Origin of the sequence: Enterobacter sp. Tr-810 (assembly GCF_011752765.1) — a bacterium.
GTDB lineage: Bacteria > Pseudomonadota > Gammaproteobacteria > Enterobacterales > Enterobacteriaceae > Enterobacter > Enterobacter soli.
In genome coordinates this window covers 1,066,643-1,084,572 of sequence record NZ_VWWW01000001.1, presented here as the reverse complement: position 1 = coordinate 1,084,572, position 17,930 = coordinate 1,066,643, and the positions used below count along the sequence as shown (strand labels likewise).

The window sequence follows — 17,930 nt, the reverse complement described above, 5'->3', positions numbered from 1 at the left end:
AATATTTAAAAGTTGTTACCGTTCCCCCCGCAGCTTTTTTCACCTGCAATTTCCACGCATAAAGCACTATTACTCTAAGGCATAAATTATGAAAAAAATGACTGCCATGCTCTTCTCTGTGGCTATGGGACTGAATGCAGTCTCAATGGTGGCTAACGCCGCCGCGCCAAAAGAGCAGGAAACGGACGTCCTTTTAATTGGTGGTGGCATCATGAGCGCCACGCTGGGAACCTATCTGCAAGAATTACAGCCGGACTGGTCGATGACCATGGTCGAACGTCTTGATGGCGTGGCTCAGGAGAGCTCTAACGGCTGGAACAACGCCGGCACCGGGCACTCGGCACTCATGGAACTGAACTACACGCCGCAGAAAAAGGACGGTTCCATTAGTATCGAGAAGGCGGTAGAGATCAACGAAGCGTTCCAGATCTCCCGTCAGTTCTGGTCACACCAGGTGAACAGCGGTGTGATGCACGATCCGCACTCCTTCATCAATACCGTGCCGCACATGAGCTTTGTGTGGGGCGATCAGAACGTCAACTTCCTGCGCGCGCGTTACGCGGCTTTACAGCAGAGCACGCTGTTCCGCGGCATGAAATACTCAGAAGACCACGCGCAGATTAAAGAGTGGGCTCCGCTGGTCATGGAAGGTCGTGATCCTAACCAGAAAGTCGCAGCAACCCGCACTGAAATCGGTACGGACGTCAACTACGGCGAAATTACCCGTCAGCTGGTGGGCTCTCTGAAGAAAAAAGAGAACTTCAACCTGCAACTGAGCACCGAAGTGCGCGGCTTCAAGCGTAACGCGGATAACAGCTGGAGCGTGACGGTTGCCGATCTGAAAAACAACGACGCTGAACATGTGATTAAAGCGAAGTTTGTCTTTATCGGTGCGGGCGGTGCAGCGCTGAAACTGCTTCAGGAGTCAGGCATTCCGGAAGCTGACGACTACGCTGGCTTCCCGGTAGGTGGTCAGTTCCTGGTGTCGGATAACCCGGAAGTGGTGAATCGTCATCTGGCGAAAGTGTACGGTCAGGCTTCCGTAGGGGCGCCGCCGATGTCCGTTCCGCACATCGATACCCGTATTCTTGACGGTAAACGCGTCGTGCTGTTCGGGCCATTCGCGACCTTCTCGACTAAATTCCTGAAAAACGGTTCTCTGTTCGATCTGCTGAGTGCGACCACCACATCCAACTTCAAACCGATGGTTGATGTGGGTCTGGATAACTTTGATCTGGTGAAATACCTGATTAGCCAGGTCATGCTCTCTGATGACGATCGCTTCGCGGCGCTGAAAGAGTACTACCCGCAGGCGAAGAAAGAAGACTGGCGTTTGTGGCAGGCGGGTCAGCGCGTGCAGATCATCAAGCGTGATCCGAAAGAAGGCGGCGTACTGCGTCTGGGTACTGAAGTGGTGAGCGATAAGGATGGCTCTATCGCGGCTCTACTGGGAGCCTCTCCTGGCGCTTCTACTGCTGCGCCAATCATGCTTCACCTGATGGAAAAAGTGTTTAAAGATAAAGTCGCCAGCCCGGAATGGCAGGCGAAACTGAAAACCATTATCCCTTCTTACGGTACGAAGCTGAACGGCAACGTAGCAGCAACGGAGCAAGAGCTGGAATACACCAGCCATGTTCTGCAACTGCAATATGTGAAGCCGCAGGCTGCTGAAGCGGCGCCACAGGCCGAGCTGAAGCCTCAGGCGGAAAGCAAACCGGTCGCGGATATCGCGCTGTAAAACTAAAAAAGCCGGGTAATCATTACCCGGCTTTTTATTAACGTGCTACCGCTTGTCCGATAGTTTCATCTGCCTTCCACACCCGATATTTCACGTCGATGTTTTCAGGCGTATAGACCACAATCGGCAGCTTGCTGTTGTAGCGCAGCAGATTGTTATCACCCAGATACGCGGTCACAAATTTCTTCTCTTTTTTACCGTCCGGGCAGGCCATCATGGTCGATACCGGAGAGGTGACTTTATCAAAGACGTAGTAGTCGTAACCCCAGCCTTCCAGAGTTTTGCTTTCCAGCTGGCCGCCCAGGCGATGCTGGTTGCAGTCCACTTCCAGCGTTTGCCCAATCAACAGTTCCACTTTGAAGTTCGCTTCATCCTGCTGAACCGGTAATTGGATCACCTGACGCTTCATGCCTTTTTCCGCTTGCGGATAAGGCGCGACTTTTTCCAGAGGCTGCTCTTTTGAGGTTTCACTGGCAAAAGCGCTGGTGCTGACGCACGCTGCGGCGAGGAGGACAATGGCAAATTTAGGTGCGTTTTTCACAGTCATTCCTTTATGTCAAAACGATCCTGTTCAGATTAGCATAACGATGGTGAATGGTTGGATGTATTTACTTACATTTTCAATAGTTTTAGTGTAATAAACTGCATTTTAGGATCTTTGGTGGTTGTTAATTCTGGAATGGAGTCTGGCGGGAGATCGTGTTAGTGTTAGGGCTAAATAATGTTGTTCATCTGTAAAGGAAAGAGAGACATGGTTCGCGCAAAACTGAAAACACCTGAAGGCCGGAAATTTTTACTGGCACTGCTCGTTGTGTTTATGATTGCTGCCGCAGGCGTTGGGCGGGCAACCATTGTCGGTGTTATCGAGCAGTATAACATCCCACTTTCCGAGTGGACGACCAGCATGTATGTGCTGCAATCAGCGATGATTTGCGTTTACAGCCTGGTGTTTACTGTTCTGCTCGCCATCCCGTTGGGGATCTATTTCCTGGGTGACCGCGAAAAGAATTAAGCCGCTATTCGCTATACTAAAGCCAGCCTGCGGGTTGGCTTTTTTTATGCCGTCATATCTTTTAACGATATTTATTCTCATTTCCGGTCTAACCTGTTGCGAACGCTATGATTGTTCAACAGAAAGCAGGAGACGTTAATGTTATCCCGGTTTGCAACGCTTAGCCGGATCCCAAAGGGAGTCTGGGTTGTGGGTGGTGTCAGTATGCTGATGGATATCTCATCGGAGATTATCCATAGCCTGTTGCCGCTGTTTATGGTGACCACGCTTGGGGCCAGCGTGATTTTTATCGGTCTGATTGAAGGGTTGGCAGAAGCTACCGCGTTATTTATCAAAATCTTTTCCGGGGCAATCAGCGATTACATCGGAAAAAGAAAAGGATTAGCCGTGCTGGGTTATGGGCTGGGGGCGTTAAGTAAGCCGTTGTTTGCGATAGCCTCGTCGTCCGGCATGATCTTAGGCGCACGATTAATCGACCGTGTAGGGAAGGGGATTCGCGGTGCTCCGCGGGATGCGCTGGTCGCAGATGTTACGCCTCCTGAACTGCGTGGTGCTGCGTTTGGCCTGCGTCAGTCAATGGACACGGTCGGCGCTTTTCTCGGGCCGTTGCTGGCCGTAGGGTTAATGCTGCTGTGGAGTGATAATTTCCGCGCTATTTTCTGGGTTGCGGTGATCCCCGGCGTACTCGCGGTTGCGCTGCTGTTCTTTGGGCTGCATGAACCCAAAGCGCCGGTTGAACATAAGCGTACGAACCCGATAAAAAAAGAGAATCTTAAGCGACTGGGTAAAGGCTGCTGGTGGGTCATTGGCTTAGGGGCCGTCTTCACCCTTGCGCGTTTCAGTGAAGCCTTTCTGGTGCTTCGGGCGCAACAGTCAGGCGTACCGCTGGCCCTGATCCCGCTGGTTATGGTTGCCATGAACCTGCTCTATTTCCTTTCTGCCTATCCGTTTGGCAAGTTATCCGATGCGATGAGTCATACCCGCCTGTTGCAGTGGGGGCTGGTGGTGTTAATCGCTGCGGATATCGTGCTGGCGTTCACGACCCACTGGACAGGTATCATTCTGGGCGTCGCGCTCTGGGGCGTGCACATGGGAATGACGCAGGGACTGCTTGCGGCAATGATTGCGAAAACCGCACCAGCGGATCTGCGCGGCACGGCTTACGGTATTTTCAGCATGGTCAGTGGCGTTGGATTATTGATTGCCAGTGTGGTGGCCGGGGTTATCTGGGAAACGTGGGGCGCGGAGTATACGTTTTATACCGGGGCGGTTATCTGTCTGCTGACGCTCTGTTACCTGATGAGAACGCCGAATGACGTGCAATAAAAAAACCAGCCATAAGGCTGGTTTTCAGGGAAATTTGGTCGGCACGAGAGGATTTGAACCTCCGACCCCCGACACCCCATGACGGTGCGCTACCAGGCTGCGCTACGTGCCGACGCGTAAAAAGAATACTACTCGATTCCTTTTTGAATGCAAGGGAGTCAGGCGCTAACTGGTTTATAATTAATCAGTTAGCAATGAACCGCTTCTCATCCGTCAGCACTTGCAGAAGCAGGCTAAGCTGCGGTTTCTGGTCATGCAATTTTTCACCTTGCAGATTATACGTCTGGTAATTGCCGTTACTGTTCAGCACCAGCGTCAGCTCTGGCGTGGTCACCACCAGCGTATTATTTCCGGCAGCGGTCACCCAGTTGTGGCGGCGAGTGGCGCTGAACAGATCCTGTCCTTGCGAGTACTCATTCGCCGGGGTGCTTACGTGCAGCAGACGTTGCATCAGTGTGGTCATCACGTCTTTATGATCGGTAAGCATATTGATGCGCTGTGCCGGCGTTCCCGGCCAGTGGATAACCAGCGGAACATGCAGGTTAGGGCGCGACCAAACCATGCTTTTCGACTCATCACCCAGCGGGATGCCGTGGCCGGCAGTAATAATGACCACGGTGTTTTCCAGCTTGCCGGATTCACGCAGTGCGTCCAGCACCCGGCCAATTTGTGCATCAACGTCACCCGCTGCGCGGCTATAACGGCGAGCAAAGCCTTTCTGGTTGCTGTCATCAAGTGTGGTGCCGTTAAACGCAACCCACGAGAACCAGCGGTTATCTTCCTGCGCATAACGCTGAAGCCAGTTCACCCACTGATTAGCGGTCTGTTCATCAGACTGGCTCTGCGCGGCAGGCAATGAGAAATCAGACAACAGCGCCTGGCGATACAGTGAGCTGTTAAAGCCATCCGAAGAGAACAGCCCCAACTGGTAACCCTGCTGGTTAAGCCCGGTAATCAGTGCCGCAGGAACGCGCGCTGAAAGCACGCCATCCATGTAACCGGCCGAAATGCCGTAGAACAGGCCAAAAATACCGGCATCGGTTGAGTTGCCGGAACTCATATGCTGCGTGAACGTCACGTTCTTATCAGCGAACTCTGCGAGCGCAGGCATCTGCTTCTCGTAGCGCGAGTAGTTCAGACCATCAACGGTAATCAGCAGTACGTTTTGGCCACGGCCCATATCCCGGTAACGCAGATCGCTCAGCGGATACTGAACGGTGACCGCTTCCGGGTTACCTTGCTCAACCAGACGACGCTGATACTCCTGCGCATCCAGCAGACCGTGTTTTTCAAGAAAACGACGTGCCGTCATTGGATAAGAGAGCGGCAGGTTAGCGCGCTGCATGGTAATAGGGCGATAGAAGTTCGCATCGGCCCAGATATACATGATGTGCGAACCAATAAATGAGACAAAAAAGAGCGCCGCAACGGGCTTCGCGTAATGGCGGCGGCGCGTCAGGCTGCGGAGCTTTTGCCAGCTCCAGGTGGCGAACAGCATCTCAATCAGCAGGATCACCGGCACGCTGATAAACATCAGCTGCCAGTCACGCGCGGTTTCGTTCTGGTCCGGGTTAATCACCAGTTCCCAGACGATAGGGTTGAGATGGAGGTGGAAACGGGTAAAGACTTCGCTGTCGATAAGCAATAACGTCATGCCCGCCGTCGCAAGGATGGCGGATAAGAACCGCATCAGGCGCTGCGACATGACGATAAACGTCAGGGGGAACAGAATCAGCAGATAGGTGGCGAAAACCAGAAAACTAAAGTGGCCGACAACGCTCATCCAGGAGTAGATACGCCCGGTCAGCGTGGTTGGCCAGTCCGCCACAAACAGATAACGGCAGCCAAGTACCATGGCCAACAGAATGTTGAACAGGGCAAACCAGTGCCCCCAGCTAACCATCTGGGAGACTTTTTCACGGTAGCGCTGACGATTCGTCACCATAAACTGTTGTTCGTTTCCCTTAATGGGCCTGGTCGTCGCTAACGGAAGACTGCAAAGCCTGGGCGAAAGATTTGGCGATCGCCTGACGCTGAGCCGGAGCAACGCTGGTATTGATAAGGTTGGTAACCATATTTCCCAACACCATCAGGGAAAGATCGGTCGGCGTTTTATGTTTTTCCAGTACGTTGACCAGCTCACTGAGCAGTTGTTCAACGTGTTCATCACTGTAGCGGGAATGTTGTGGCATAAATCAAAATCAGTTTGTTGATGAAAGGGCAACATATTACCGTAGGAGCAGCTTTTTTTCCCCTTTTTTCTCTTGTTGCACACATGCGTTGGTGGTGGTTGAATACCGCCCGGTCTAAAAGGAGAGTTTATCATGAGTCTGGATATCAACCAGATTGCCTTGCACCAGCTTATCAAGCGTGATGAGCAAACCCTTGAAGTGGTGCTGCGCGATTCGTTACTTGAACCAACGCCTACCGTTGTTGAAATGATGGCAGAATTGCATCGCGTTTATAGCGCTAAAAATAAAGCCTATGGCCTGTTCAGCGAAGAGAGCGAACTGGCGGATAGCCTGCGCCTGCAACGCCAGGGCGAAGAAGATTTTCTGGCATTCAGCCGGGCGGCTACCGGGCGTCTGCGTGATGAGCTGGCGAAATACCCGTTCGCTGATGGCGGCATCGTTCTGTTCTGCCAGTACCGCTATCTGGCGGTTGAGTATCTGCTGGTGACCGTGCTGAACAATTTAAGCAGTATGCGCGTCAATGAGCAGCTGGATATCAGCTCTACGCACTATCTGGACATTAACCATGCCGATATCGTCGCGCGCATCGATCTGACCGAATGGGAAACCAACCCGGAATCCACCCGCTATCTGACCTTCCTGAAAGGACGTGTCGGCCGTAAAGTGGCGGATTTCTTTATGGACTTCCTGGGCGCCAGCGAAGGCCTGAACGCCAAAGCACAGAATAAAGGTCTGTTGCAGGCAGTGGATGACTTCACCGCTGAAGCTCAGCTTGATAAATCAGAACGTCAGAACGTGCGTCAGCAGGTTTACAGTTACTGCAACGAACAGTTGCAGGCGGGCGAAGAGATTGAGCTGGAGTCGCTTTCCAAAGAGCTGGCGGGCGTGAGTGAAGTGAGCTTCCAGGAATTTACGGCTGATAAAGGTTATGAACTGGAAGAGAGCTTCCCGGCAGACCGCAGTACGCTGCGACAGTTAACCAAATTCGCCGGTAGCGGCGGTGGGTTAACGGTTAACTTTGATGCCATGCTGCTTGGCGAACGCATTTTCTGGGATCCGGCGACCGACACCCTGACCATCAAAGGGACGCCACCGAACTTGCGCGATCAGCTGCAACGCCGCACCTCTGGCGGTAAATAGCAGCCATAAAAAAACCCCGCAGAAGCGGGGTTTTTTTCGACAAGTTTGCGATTACGCGCGAACGAAGTCGATGTGAGACAGTTTTGGCTTGAACGGGTGACGCTGAACAGCCTGAACTTTCACTTTTTCTTCTTTACCGCCAACAACGATGGTCAGAACTTCGCTGTAGAATTCAGCTTTAGTCTGGATGTTCCACACTTTGTCGTGATCCAGTTCGATAGCAACTGGAGCAGCTTCGCCACCGTAAACGATAGCCGGGAACTTGTTAGCGTTACGCAGGCGGCGGCTCGCACCCTTACCCTGCACGTTACGTACTTCTGCTTCGATAGTGAACATTGATTTCTCTCTGTATTTTAAAACCCTACTACAGGCGACCCAGCAGCAGGTGAGTGTTCTGCTTTGCGGATGCAAAAGCGGGCGGCATTATAGCCCCCAATCCCGCGCGGGGCAATCAAAACGTACGGTTACACTGCGGGATGTGCATCCAGCCACTGGCGGATCCGCTGCTGGCTCTCGTCATCTGCGGGGTTAAAGATCATCATGGTTAAGTCAGGCCTTCCGTCGACGATGAAGGTTGAAAACTCCAGCGCAATGTCCTGAAGATGCGGATGGCGAAGATGTTTTACCCCCTCAGCATGCCCGGCAACGTCGTTACGACGCCACAGTGCGGCAAATTCCGGGCTGGCAAGCGACAGCTCCGCAATTAGCTGCTCTGTTTCTCGTGAGCGGCCGGCGCGAGCGACGTCGGCGCGAAATGCATTAACCACCACGCTTGCGACGTTTTCCCACTCTTTCTGAATGGATCTCGCCCGGCTGTCGCTAAACATCAGGCGCAGAATATTGCGCTTTTCGCGGGGAAGTGCGCCGTAGTCGGTGAGTACCGCGGCGGCGGCCCGGTTCCAGGCAATCACATCCCAGGTGACGGTCTTAATGATGGCCGGGCTGTCGGTCATGGCATCCAGCACGCGCTGCAGGCGAGGGGTAATGATGTCTGGTCCGCGAAAATGATTTTCCGGTGGGTGGCCAAACGCAAGGATAAAAAGGTGCTCACGTTCGGGCGCGGTCAACCGCAAACCGGACGCAATACGGTTCAGCACCTCTTTCGACGGCGCGCCGCCGCGACCTTGCTCAAGCCAGGTATACCAGGTGGGGCTAATATTGGCTAACTGCGCCACCTCTTCACGGCGCAAACCCGGCGTGCGCCGCCGCCCGGTAATGAAACCGAAAGAGGTTGGGTCAAGGCGCAGCCTGCAGGCCTTTAGAAAGGCACCTGGCGCGTTAGGATATTCATCAGCCATGATTAGCCTGTTAGTTATTATAATACGATAATCTCACTACTTTTATAGTATCAAAAGCGGCGTTACCGTGCCTGTGACATTCATCAGGAGGTAAGTTATGCGTCTCTTTTTAACCGGAGCTACGGGATTTATTGGTTCACGCATCGCTGAAGAACTTAAGCGCGGCGGACACCGGGTGATTGGCCTTGCGCGGTCACAGGCGAGCGCTGAGCGCCTGCTTGCGGCAGGTATTGAGGTACAGCGCGGGACGATTGATGAACCAAAAACGCTATTGCCTGCAGTGGAAAATGCGGACGCGGTGATTCACACCGCGTTCGATCATGACTTCAGCCGCTTCGTCGCCAACTGCGAAAAGGACAGGCAGGTTATTAACACGTTAAGTCACGTGCTAAAGGGATCCGCGCGGCCATTAATTATTACCTCTGGTACCGGTATGGGCGACCCGGAGAACGGTCGGCCTGCAGCGGAGGCCATCTTCAACCGCAACCATCCTAACCCTCGTATCGCTTCTGAACTGGCAGGACATGCTGCGCTTGAGAACGGTGTGGATCTCCGGGTGGTTCGCCTGCCGCAGGTGCATGACACGCGCCGTCAGGGGCTCATTTCATATTACATTCAGCTTTGCCGGGAAAAAGGCGCTGCGGCCTGGATTGACGCGGGAACAAACTGCTGGTCGGCTGCCCATGTTGACGATGTGGCCCGGCTGTACTGCGCCGTTCTTGAGAAAGGATCGCGCGGTGAGCGTTATCACGCGGTGGCTGAAGAGGCGATACCGTCAAAAATGATTGCAGAAACGGTGGCTGCGGAAATGGGGCTGCCAACGCTTTCACTCGCGAAAGAAGAGGCTGATGCGTGGTTTGGCTGGTTCGCCGCTTTTGCGAAGTTGGACCTTCGCGCCAGCGGCATATGGACGCAGGAAAAGCTGGGGTGGCAGCCCGTTGGGCCAGGGTTGCTGGATGACCTGCGCGCCATGAACTACAGCGAAATCGCGCACTAGCGTATTTCATTCGCCCGACGGAAGCGGCCTTCGTAGTCAAAGACCTTTTCACGCACCTGCCAGAACTGGCCTTTCTTCCGGGCGACGACAAAATCGGGATGGCGCAACAGCACCTGCTGGTGCACGATATCGGCCACCGTTATCCAGCGCAATGGCACGCCTGGCGTGCGGGTATGCGGGCGGATGAAAAGTTGTTCGAAGGCCGTTCTCTGGGCTGGCGTGTGTACCCTGAATCGCTCGCTGACGTCGGCCCCATCCTCGTCGTAATAGGTAATTTTCAGCCACTCGCCTTTTTCATCTGCACCCGGTTGTAACGCCATACCGGAACAGCGCAGCACCAGCGCATCTTTGAGCTTCAGCGCGGCCTTCAGCATATCGTCCGGGTCGACCAGGATCGTGTCACACTCCCGGCAGCGTCGGGCGGCAATGTCGTTTTCGGCATGACACTGTGGGCAGTTTTTAAAGCGGAAACGAAAATCGCACTGTTCACGGTGGCCTTCGTCATCTTCAAACCAGCCCTGGCAGCGGCGGCCGAAATGTTCAATCAACGTGCCGTCGGCGGTAGTTTTGCCCCAGAACGTATTGGCGAAACCACAGGCCGGGCAAAAGACCTGAACCGGCACGTTGTCACTTTTCCCTTTTGGGGTACCCACTTCCGGGGAGTAAAGATCGTGCGGGTTCCCGGCATAGTCCAGAATCAGGCAATCGGTTTTACCTGGTGCCAGGCGCAGGCCGCGCCCGACAATCTGCTGATACAGGCTGACGGATTCGGTGGGGCGTAAAATGGCAATCAGATCGACATGCGGCGCATCAAACCCGGTGGTTAACACCGAGACGTTAACCAGATAACGGAACTGCTGTTCCTTGAACGCGTTAATCAGCGCGTCACGTTCGGGGCCAGGGGTTTCGCCGGTAATGAGCGCAACGTCCCCGGGCGGAAGTAGGCCTGTTATCTCCCTGGCGTGCTCAACGGTGGCGGCAAAGATCATCACCCCTTTGCGCGTCTGAGCGAATTCTTCAATCTGGCTGATGATATGCGGGGTGATACGCTGCTGTTTTTTCAGCTCATGGTTGAGGTCGGCTTCGCTGAATAAGCCGTTGCTCTGCGCCTGCAAGCGGCTGAAATCGTACTGTACCACGGGCATGTCCAGACGTTCGGGCGGCGTCAGATAGCCATGTTTAATCATGTAGCGTAGCGGGAGTTCATAGATGCAGTCGCGAAACAGCGCTTTCTCATCCCCGCGAACCATCCCGTGATAATGGAAATGATAAATCCAGCCTTTGCCCAGACGAAATGGCGTGGCGGTCAGGCCGAGCAGTCGCAGGTGAGGGTTAACCTCTTTCAGATGAGAAAGGATTTGCTGATACTGACTGTCGTCATCATCGCTGATGCGGTGACACTCATCGACAATCAACAGCGAGAATTCGCCGCGAAAATGTTCCAGATTACGCGCCACCGACTGCACGCTGCCAAAGACCACTTTGCCGTGGCTCTCTTTGCGTTTAAGCCCGGCGGCGAAAATATCCGCCTCCAGACCAAGCGCACAATATTTGGCGTGGTTTTGCGCCACCAGCTCTTTGACGTGCGCCAGCACCAGCACACGCCCACGCGCCAGGCGCGCCAGCTCGGCGATCACCAGGCTTTTACCTGCTCCTGTTGGGAGCACAATGGCAGCCGGTTCTTTATGTTTTCGAAACCAGGCGAGCGTGGCGTCGACGGCTTCTTGCTGATAGGGGCGAAGTGTAAAAGTCATGGGTTCTCTGATTCGTTAACTCGCCAATAGTATGCCACGAAACTTTTTCCCTTGAGTGGCGCAACCAGACCATTATACTGAACCGTTCTTGACTGCTTCTTTTTTCGGACGCGTCGTCCGACTTCCAGCACCATTAAGGCTAAAAAGACTTCATGCGACTTGATAAGTTTATCGCTCAGCAACTCGGCGTTAGCCGCGCTATTGCCGGGCGTGAAATTCGCGCCAGCCGCGTTACCGTGGATGGCGACATTGTAAAAGACACGTCCTTCAAACTTCAGCCTGAACATCAGGTGGAGTACGACGGTAACCCGCTGACGCAGCAAAATGGCCCACGCTATTTCATGCTGAACAAACCGGAAGGTTATGTCTGTTCCACGGATGATCCCGATCATCCGACGGTCCTTTATTTCCTCGACGAACCGGTGGCGCATAAGCTTCATGCGGCCGGACGTCTTGATATCGACACCACCGGACTGGTGCTGATGACCGACGACGGTCAGTGGTCTCATCGCATTACCTCCCCGCGCCATCACTGCGAAAAAACCTACCTGGTGACGCTGGAATCGCCGGTGTCCGATGACACAGCAGAACAATTCGCCAAAGGCGTTCAGCTGCATAATGAGAAAGACCTGACGAAACCGGCGGTGCTGGAAGTGATCGCGCCGACCGAAGTGCGTCTGACCATCAGCGAAGGGCGCTACCATCAGGTGAAGCGCATGTTTGCTGCTGTGGGAAATCATGTTGTGGGCTTACACCGTGAGCGTATTGGTGCGATTGAACTCGACCCGGAACTTGAGCCAGGTGAATACCGCCCACTGACGGAAGAAGAAATCGCCAGCGTAGGCTTACCTTCGCGCTAATTTCAGGAGAACTCTGTGACCACCAGGCCACACTCGTCTTTCAAAATTGTATTCATCCTTGGCCTGCTGGCCATGCTGATGCCGTTGTCCATCGATATGTATCTGCCTGCGCTACCGGTCATTTCCGCGCAGTTTGGCGTACCGGCGGGCAGCGCACAGATGACGCTCAGTACCTATATTCTCGGCTTTGCGATTGGGCAGCTGTTATATGGGCCAATGGCCGACAGTCTTGGCCGTAAACCGGTCATTCTGGGTGGCACGCTGGTGTTTGCGGGCGCAGCAGTGGCCTGTGCTCTGGCGCAAACCATCGATCATCTGATTGTTATGCGCTTTTTCCACGGGCTTGCAGCGGCAGCAGCCAGCGTGGTGATTAACGCCCTGATGCGCGATGTGTATCCGAAAGAAGAGTTCTCCCGCATGATGTCGTTTGTCATGCTGGTCACCACCATTGCTCCGCTGATTGCGCCGATGGCGGGTGGGGCAGTGCTGGTATGGTTTAGCTGGCACGCGATTTTCTGGATCCTGGCGCTTGCGGCGCTGCTGGCGTCGGCAATGATTTTCTTCTTCATCGATGAGACGCTGCCCGTTGAACGTCGACAAAAATTCCACATCCGCACCACGCTGGGTAACTTTGCTTCGCTGTTCCGCCACAAGCGGGTGCTGAGCTATATGCTGGCAAGTGGTTTCAGCTTCGCCGGGATGTTCTCTTTCCTGAGCGCCGGGCCGTTTGTTTATATCGAGCTTAACCACGTTTCGCCGCAGCATTTTGGCTATTACTTCGCGCTGAATATCGTGTTCCTGTTTATCCTGACCATTATCAACAGCCGTTTTGTCCGGCGGGTTGGGGCGCTGAACATGTTCCGTGCCGGGCTTTGGATCCAGTTTGTGATGGCTATCTGGCTGGTGGTGAGTGCGTTCCTGGGGATCGGTTTCTGGGCGCTGGTGCTGGGCGTTGCGGCATTTGTGGGCTGTGTGTCGATGATCTCCTCAAACGCGATGGCCGTTATTCTTGATGAGTTCCCTCATATGGCAGGGACGGCATCATCGCTTGCGGGGACGTTCCGCTTTGGCATTGGCGCTATCGTGGGGGCGCTGCTGTCGATGGCAACGTTTAACACTGCCTGGCCGATGCTCTGGGCTATCGCGTTCTGTGCGACCAGCTCTATTCTGTTTTATCTCTACGCCAGTCGGCCGCGAAAAACGGCCAACTAGCGCACACATCAGGCCCGTTTCGGGCCTTTTTGTTGATGCATATCAACCAAACCTCCGTTCGTTTACCCCGTGTTTGTTTCTTTTATGTAAAATCTATTTATGTAAAAAGTCACATCATTGTATTTAAAAAGGTTGAGTTAGATCGCAGAAACGGGTACATATAGCGCCGACGCGAACCTGTAACTCCCATAAAAAAGCCCGGATAAATAAGATGCTAACGCCCGCAAACTGGGGCTGTAAGCGTTTTCTTATCAAAAACAGGGCAGGTTAGCGATGATGTGTTACTATGAATGTAAATAAATTGTGAAGTAAATTTTGCTTCCGGGGAACGAACGTGAATACATTACAACTCTCCATTGTCCACCGCTTGCCCCAGAGCTATCGCTGGTCGGCGGGTTTTGCAGGTTCGAAAGTTGAACCGATTCCGCAAAACGTTGCCGGGTGCGAGAATTGTCTGGTCGCGCTCAAACTGCTGAGCCCGAGCGATGAAAGCGCATGGCCGGTAATGGAGCGCCTGAGCCAGGCGCTGACGGATATCGAAGTCGACAGTTCAGTGCTGGAGTGTGAAGGTGAGCCGTGCCTGTTTGTTAAAAGCCAGGACGAATTCGCCGCCACCTGCCGTCTGAAAAACTTCGGTGTGGCGATTGCTGAACCCTTTTCCGGGCAATATCCTTTCTAAGCGCTAGCGTAAGGCTAAAAGCTGGCGCGTGTAGCTCTGCGTCGGCGCAGCGAACACGCGCTGGCACTCTCCTTGCTCCACCACTTCTCCCTGCCGCAACACAATCACCTGATGGCATAACGCACGCACCACCTGTAAATCGTGGCTGATAAAGATATAGGCCAGCTGGTGCTTTTCCTGTAAGCCCTTCAGAAGCGCTAAGATCTGCGCCTGTACAGTTCTGTCCAGTGAAGATGTGGGTTCATCCAGAATGATCAGTTCAGGCTTGAGGATCAGCGCGCGGGCGATGGCGATACGCTGACGCTGCCCGCCTGAGAACTCCGCCGGGTAGCGATGTCGCGTCTGGGGTTCCAGCCCGACTTCTTCCATGACCCTTATCACCTCTTCTTCGCGCTGTTGCGGCGTGAGGGCCGGGCGGTGAACGCGAAGACCTTCTTCAATAATTTGCAAAACGCTCAGGCGAGGGTTGAGTGAGGAATTGGGATCCTGAAACACCACCTGCATTCGCGGGCGAACGGGCAGCATCTGGCGGCGATCCCAGCTGTGTAACGGCATCCCGTCAAACTGGATTGTCCCCTGAGAGGCGATTAAACGCAGCAGCGCCAGGCCGGTGGTACTTTTACCCGATCCCGATTCGCCGACCAGCCCCAGCGTTTCTCCCGGGTGCAGGGTAAAGCTGACGTTTTTCAGCACCGGATTTTCATCCACAATGCGCCGTAATATGCCTTTGCGTATCGGGAACGAAACGGCCAGATCGGCCACGCTCAGCAAGGGCGTTGTGTTCGCGGGAAGCGGGACCGGATCGCCGGAAGGCTCGCTATCAAGCAGACGCTGGGTGTAAGGGTGCTGAGGGGCGGTCAGGAGCGTCCGGGCGGTGTTTTGCTCAACGCAGCGCCCGTTTTGCATCACCGCAACGCTGTCCGCCAGTTTTTTCACAATACTGAGATTATGCGTGATGAATAGCAGGCTCATATTTAGCTCATCTTTCAGCTCGCGTAGAAGCTGAAGGATTTGCGCCTGTACCGTTACGTCCAGCGCGGTGGTGGGTTCGTCGGCAATCAGCAGTTCCGGGCGCGTCAGCAGGGCCATCGCAATCATCACGCGCTGGCGCTCTCCCCCTGAAAGCTGATGCGGGAAATCGCTCAGCCGTTTTGCCGCATGGCGAATCCCCGTGCGTTCAAGACAATCCAGGATCTCGCCCCGGGCCGCCTCTTTACGCATTCCCCGGTGCAGCGACAAGACTTCGTACAGCTGTTTTTCCAGGGTATGCAGCGGATTAAGAGATACCATCGGCTCCTGAAAGATCATGGCTATCTTGTTGCCGCGAATGCCACGCAGCGTGTGCTCGTCGGCATGTAGCAGCGACTTACCCTGAAACAGGATATCGCCCTGCGGATAACTCACCGGCGGTGAGGGTAGCAAACGCAGCACGGAAAGGGCGGAAACACTCTTACCGGAGCCTGACTCACCCACAAGCGCCAGCGTTTCACCCGCCTGGATACGCAGCGACAAATCGTTGACCACGGTGCGTGTTTCACCCTGATTCGAAAACGCAATCGACAGATTATCGATACTGAGAAGAGGTTGCGTCATCTTATACCGCCTTGTTGGGATCAAATGCATCGCGCACGGCTTCGCCAATAAAAATCAGCAGTGAGAGCAACACCGCCACAGAAAGAAATGCCGTTATGCCAAGCCAGGGCGCCTGCAAGTTATTCTTGCCTTGCAGCAACAATTCACCGAGCGAAGGCGACCCAAGGGGCAAGCCGAACCCGAGAAAATCGAGCGACGTCAGGGTGGTGATGGAGCTGCACAAAATAAAGGGCAGGAAGGTGAGGGTAGCCACCACGGCATTGGGGAGCATATGGCGGAAGATGATCCCCCGGTCGCTGACCCCCAGCGCCTGTGCGGCGCGAATGTAATCGAAATTACGGGTACGTAAAAATTCGGCGCGAACCACGCCCACCAGCGCCATCCAGCCAAAGAGCACCGTAATGGCCAGTAACCACCAGAAGTTGGGCTGCACCACGCTTGAGAGCAGGATAATTAAAAACAGCGTCGGCATCCCGGACCAGACCTCAATCACGCGCTGGCCCCAGAGGTCAATCTTTCCGCCGTAATAACCCTGAACCGCACCTGCCACAACGCCCATCACGCTTGAGAAAAGCGTCAGCATCAGCCCGAAAAGCAGAGAGATACGTGTCCCGTAGAGGATGCGTGCCAGCACATCGCCGCCGTTTGCGTCGGTTCCCAGCCAGTTTTGCGTGGATGGGGGCGACGGGAAGGGGGCTGAGGTCGCATAGTTAATGCTGTTGGCACCAAAGCGAACAGGGGCCCAGATTGCCCAGCCGTGCTGGTCTATCTGTTCGCGAAGCCACGGATCCTGGTACACCGCCGGCGTGGCGAAAGGGCCGCCAAAATCGCTTTCGCTGTAATTCGCCAGCACGGGGACGTACCAGCGGTCATTAACGTGCACCAGCAGAGGTTTATCGTTAGCCACCAGCTCTGAACACATGCTGAAGATAAAGATCACGGCAAAAATCCACAGCGACCAGTAGCCGCGGCGGTTGTGGCGAAAACGGGCCCAGCGGGCCTGATTGACGGGGCTTAAACGCGGCATCAGCGACCCTCAAAATCGATTCGGGGATCAACCAGCGTATAGCTGATATCACTGATGATATTCAGCAGCAGGCCAATCAGGGTGAAAATGTAGAGTGTGCCAAACATCACCGGGTAATCGCGCGAGACGGTGGCCTCATAACCCAGCAGACCCAGACCGTTTAACGAGAACATGACTTCTATCAGCAGCGAACCGGTAAAAAACATACTGATGAACGTGGCAGGAAATCCGGCTATCACCAACAGCATGGCGTTGCGGAACACGTGCTTCCACATAATCTGCTTCTCACCCACGCCTTTTGCGCGTGCGGTCACCACATACTGTTTGCGGATCTCATCCATAAAGGCGTTTTTGGTGAGCATGGTCAGCGCTGCAAATCCGCCAATCACCGTGGCGAGGACGGGCAGCGTGATGTGCCAGAAATAATCCGTGATTTTTTTATACCACGGCAGGGTGCTGAAATCCGCTGACACTAATCCGCGCAGCGGGAAGACATCGAAGTAACTTCCACCGGCAAAAAAGACAATCAGCAACACCGCGAACAGAAACGCCGGGATGGCGTAACCAATGATAATAAATGTGCTGCTCCAGATATCGAAGCGACTGCCGTTGTAAACCGCCTTGCGGATCCCAAGCGGAATCGACACCAGATAAATAATCAGTGTTCCCCACAGACCGAGCGTAATGGACACGGGAAGGCTTTGCTTGATCAAGGTTAAGACGGAGGCGCTGCGAAACAGGCTGTCGCCAAAGTCAAAACGCACGTAGTCCCAGAGCATTTTGAAATAACGTTCGTGTATGGGTTTATCAAAACCGTAGCGGTGGGTTATTTCGGCGATCACTTCTGGATCAAGCCCGCGCCCGCCCCGGTAGTGGCTTTCGCTGATATTGCCTGTCCCGGTTCTGGCGTGGCTGGCGCTCAGGTTTTCACCGCCGCCGCCGGGCATCCCGCCGTTATTGCCAAACTCAATAGCGGCAATCGCCTGATCAACCGGGCCGCCTGGGGCAATTTGCACGATAAAAAAGTTAATGGTGATAATCGCCCACAGCGTAGGGATAACCAGCAATAAGCGGCGTATCAGATAAGCACCCATTTTGGTTC

Annotated in this window: 17 protein-coding genes and 1 tRNA gene; 8 read left to right on the top strand and 10 right to left on the bottom strand. The window is 54.2% G+C overall.

Annotation, left to right across the window (positions count from 1 at the left end):
* Window positions 1–88 precede the first annotated feature (88 nt).
* Window positions 89–1,738 carry a malate dehydrogenase (quinone) gene (gene mqo / locus F3J30_RS05105; protein WP_014071067.1) on the top strand — a complete coding sequence of 550 codons (1,650 nt, stop codon included), beginning with the start codon at window positions 89–91 and terminating at the stop codon, window positions 1,736–1,738.
* 37 nt (window positions 1,739–1,775) lie between these two features.
* On the opposite strand, the gene eco is transcribed toward mqo, so the two are convergent.
* Window positions 1,776–2,285: a serine protease inhibitor ecotin gene (gene eco / locus F3J30_RS05100; protein WP_166716358.1), complete on the bottom strand. Its 510-nt coding sequence runs from the start codon at window positions 2,283–2,285 to the stop codon at window positions 1,776–1,778.
* Window positions 2,286–2,489: 204 nt separating this feature from the next.
* Between eco and F3J30_RS05095 the strand changes: the two genes are divergently transcribed.
* Window positions 2,490–2,750: a DUF2534 family protein gene (locus F3J30_RS05095; protein WP_166716355.1), complete on the top strand. Its 261-nt coding sequence runs from the start codon at window positions 2,490–2,492 to the stop codon at window positions 2,748–2,750.
* 138 nt (window positions 2,751–2,888) lie between these two features.
* Window positions 2,889–4,076, top strand: coding sequence for an MFS transporter (locus tag F3J30_RS05090; RefSeq protein WP_166716352.1), 1,188 nt, complete (start codon window positions 2,889–2,891; stop codon window positions 4,074–4,076).
* Window positions 4,077–4,111: 35 nt separating this feature from the next.
* Here the strand turns inward: F3J30_RS05090 and F3J30_RS05085 are convergent.
* The 3 genes from F3J30_RS05085 to F3J30_RS05075 form a co-directional block, all read right to left on the bottom strand.
* Window positions 4,112–4,188, bottom strand: a tRNA-Pro gene (locus F3J30_RS05085).
* Window positions 4,189–4,260: 72 nt separating this feature from the next.
* Window positions 4,261–6,021 carry an LPS biosynthesis-modulating metalloenzyme YejM gene (yejM, locus tag F3J30_RS05080; protein ID WP_014071064.1) on the bottom strand — a complete coding sequence of 587 codons (1,761 nt, stop codon included), beginning with the start codon at window positions 6,019–6,021 and terminating at the stop codon, window positions 4,261–4,263.
* Between the two features lie 19 nt (window positions 6,022–6,040).
* Window positions 6,041–6,268 (bottom strand): YejL family protein, encoded by a 228-nt coding sequence (locus F3J30_RS05075; protein ID WP_001135586.1) that lies wholly within the window; start codon window positions 6,266–6,268, stop codon window positions 6,041–6,043.
* Between the two features lie 132 nt (window positions 6,269–6,400).
* On the opposite strand from F3J30_RS05075, the gene yejK reads away from it, so the two are divergent.
* Window positions 6,401–7,408, top strand: a complete 1,008-nt coding sequence (yejK, locus tag F3J30_RS05070) for a nucleoid-associated protein YejK (RefSeq protein WP_014071063.1) — start codon at window positions 6,401–6,403, stop codon at window positions 7,406–7,408.
* A gap of 51 nt (window positions 7,409–7,459) precedes the next feature.
* Here yejK and rplY read toward each other — a convergent pair whose 3' ends face one another.
* Window positions 7,460–7,744: a 50S ribosomal protein L25 gene (rplY, locus tag F3J30_RS05065; RefSeq protein WP_014071062.1), complete on the bottom strand. Its 285-nt coding sequence runs from the start codon at window positions 7,742–7,744 to the stop codon at window positions 7,460–7,462.
* A gap of 128 nt (window positions 7,745–7,872) precedes the next feature.
* Window positions 7,873–8,706 (bottom strand): helix-turn-helix transcriptional regulator, encoded by an 834-nt coding sequence (locus tag F3J30_RS05060; RefSeq protein WP_166716350.1) that lies wholly within the window; start codon window positions 8,704–8,706, stop codon window positions 7,873–7,875.
* Between the two features lie 97 nt (window positions 8,707–8,803).
* Here F3J30_RS05060 and F3J30_RS05055 point away from each other — a divergent pair, with 97 nt between their 5' ends.
* On the top strand, window positions 8,804–9,703 hold the full coding sequence (locus F3J30_RS05055; RefSeq protein ID WP_166716347.1) for an SDR family oxidoreductase: 900 nt from the start codon (window positions 8,804–8,806) through the stop codon (window positions 9,701–9,703).
* On the opposite strand, the gene F3J30_RS05050 is transcribed toward F3J30_RS05055, so the two are convergent.
* A complete protein-coding gene (locus tag F3J30_RS05050) occupies window positions 9,700–11,457 on the bottom strand; it encodes a DEAD/DEAH box helicase (RefSeq protein ID WP_166716344.1) in 1,758 nt (585 codons plus the stop codon). The two genes, F3J30_RS05055 and F3J30_RS05050, sit on opposite strands and share 4 nt — an antisense overlap.
* A 152-nt stretch (window positions 11,458–11,609) precedes the next feature.
* On the opposite strand from F3J30_RS05050, the gene rsuA reads away from it, so the two are divergent.
* The 3 genes from rsuA (at window position 11,610) to F3J30_RS05035 (ending at window position 14,208) form a co-directional block, all read left to right on the top strand.
* Window positions 11,610–12,317, top strand: a complete 708-nt coding sequence (gene rsuA, locus F3J30_RS05045) for a 16S rRNA pseudouridine(516) synthase RsuA (protein WP_166716342.1) — start codon at window positions 11,610–11,612, stop codon at window positions 12,315–12,317.
* A 15-nt stretch (window positions 12,318–12,332) separates the two neighbouring features.
* Entirely contained in the window at window positions 12,333–13,529 is a 1,197-nt protein-coding gene (locus tag F3J30_RS05040) for a Bcr/CflA family multidrug efflux MFS transporter (RefSeq protein WP_014071059.1), read from the top strand.
* Window positions 13,530–13,863: 334 nt separating this feature from the next.
* Complete coding sequence (locus F3J30_RS05035) at window positions 13,864–14,208, top strand: YejG family protein (protein ID WP_014071058.1); 345 nt, start codon at window positions 13,864–13,866, stop codon at window positions 14,206–14,208.
* A gap of 3 nt (window positions 14,209–14,211) precedes the next feature.
* On the opposite strand, the gene yejF is transcribed toward F3J30_RS05035, so the two are convergent.
* From yejF to F3J30_RS05020, 3 genes are read right to left on the bottom strand one after another with little or no spacing between them, the layout of a single operon-like run.
* A complete protein-coding gene (gene yejF / locus F3J30_RS05030) occupies window positions 14,212–15,801 on the bottom strand; it encodes a microcin C ABC transporter ATP-binding protein YejF (protein WP_166716340.1) in 1,590 nt (529 codons plus the stop codon).
* A 1-nt stretch (window position 15,802) separates the two neighbouring features.
* On the bottom strand, window positions 15,803–16,828 hold the full coding sequence (locus tag F3J30_RS05025) for an ABC transporter permease (protein ID WP_166716338.1): 1,026 nt from the start codon (window positions 16,826–16,828) through the stop codon (window positions 15,803–15,805).
* The gene (locus F3J30_RS05020; RefSeq protein WP_166716336.1) at window positions 16,828–17,922 is read right to left on the bottom strand and encodes a microcin C ABC transporter permease YejB; all 1,095 of its coding nucleotides are present in this window, start codon (window positions 17,920–17,922) and stop codon (window positions 16,828–16,830) included. Before F3J30_RS05020 ends, F3J30_RS05025 begins: the two co-directional genes overlap by 1 nt.
* Window positions 17,923–17,930 lie beyond the last annotated feature (8 nt).

Bases quoted from the DNA above. Each gene is read 5' to 3' on its own strand.
- mqo (WP_014071067.1), top strand. From the start codon at position 89: ATGAAAAAAATGACTGCCATGCTCTTCTCTGTGGCTATGGGACTGAAT.
- eco (WP_166716358.1), bottom strand. From the start codon at position 2,285: ATGACTGTGAAAAACGCACCTAAATTTGCCATTGTCCTCCTCGCCGCA.
- F3J30_RS05095 (WP_166716355.1), top strand. From the start codon at position 2,490: ATGGTTCGCGCAAAACTGAAAACACCTGAAGGCCGGAAATTTTTACTG.
- F3J30_RS05090 (WP_166716352.1), top strand. From the start codon at position 2,889: ATGTTATCCCGGTTTGCAACGCTTAGCCGGATCCCAAAGGGAGTCTGG.
- yejM (WP_014071064.1), bottom strand. From the start codon at position 6,021: ATGGTGACGAATCGTCAGCGCTACCGTGAAAAAGTCTCCCAGATGGTT.
- F3J30_RS05075 (WP_001135586.1), bottom strand. From the start codon at position 6,268: ATGCCACAACATTCCCGCTACAGTGATGAACACGTTGAACAACTGCTC.
- yejK (WP_014071063.1), top strand. From the start codon at position 6,401: ATGAGTCTGGATATCAACCAGATTGCCTTGCACCAGCTTATCAAGCGT.
- rplY (WP_014071062.1), bottom strand. From the start codon at position 7,744: ATGTTCACTATCGAAGCAGAAGTACGTAACGTGCAGGGTAAGGGTGCG.
- F3J30_RS05060 (WP_166716350.1), bottom strand. From the start codon at position 8,706: ATGGCTGATGAATATCCTAACGCGCCAGGTGCCTTTCTAAAGGCCTGC.
- F3J30_RS05055 (WP_166716347.1), top strand. From the start codon at position 8,804: ATGCGTCTCTTTTTAACCGGAGCTACGGGATTTATTGGTTCACGCATC.
- F3J30_RS05050 (WP_166716344.1), bottom strand. From the start codon at position 11,457: ATGACTTTTACACTTCGCCCCTATCAGCAAGAAGCCGTCGACGCCACG.
- rsuA (WP_166716342.1), top strand. From the start codon at position 11,610: ATGCGACTTGATAAGTTTATCGCTCAGCAACTCGGCGTTAGCCGCGCT.
- yejF (WP_166716340.1), bottom strand. From the start codon at position 15,801: ATGACGCAACCTCTTCTCAGTATCGATAATCTGTCGATTGCGTTTTCG.
- F3J30_RS05025 (WP_166716338.1), bottom strand. From the start codon at position 16,828: ATGCCGCGTTTAAGCCCCGTCAATCAGGCCCGCTGGGCCCGTTTTCGC.
- F3J30_RS05020 (WP_166716336.1), bottom strand. From the start codon at position 17,922: ATGGGTGCTTATCTGATACGCCGCTTATTGCTGGTTATCCCTACGCTG.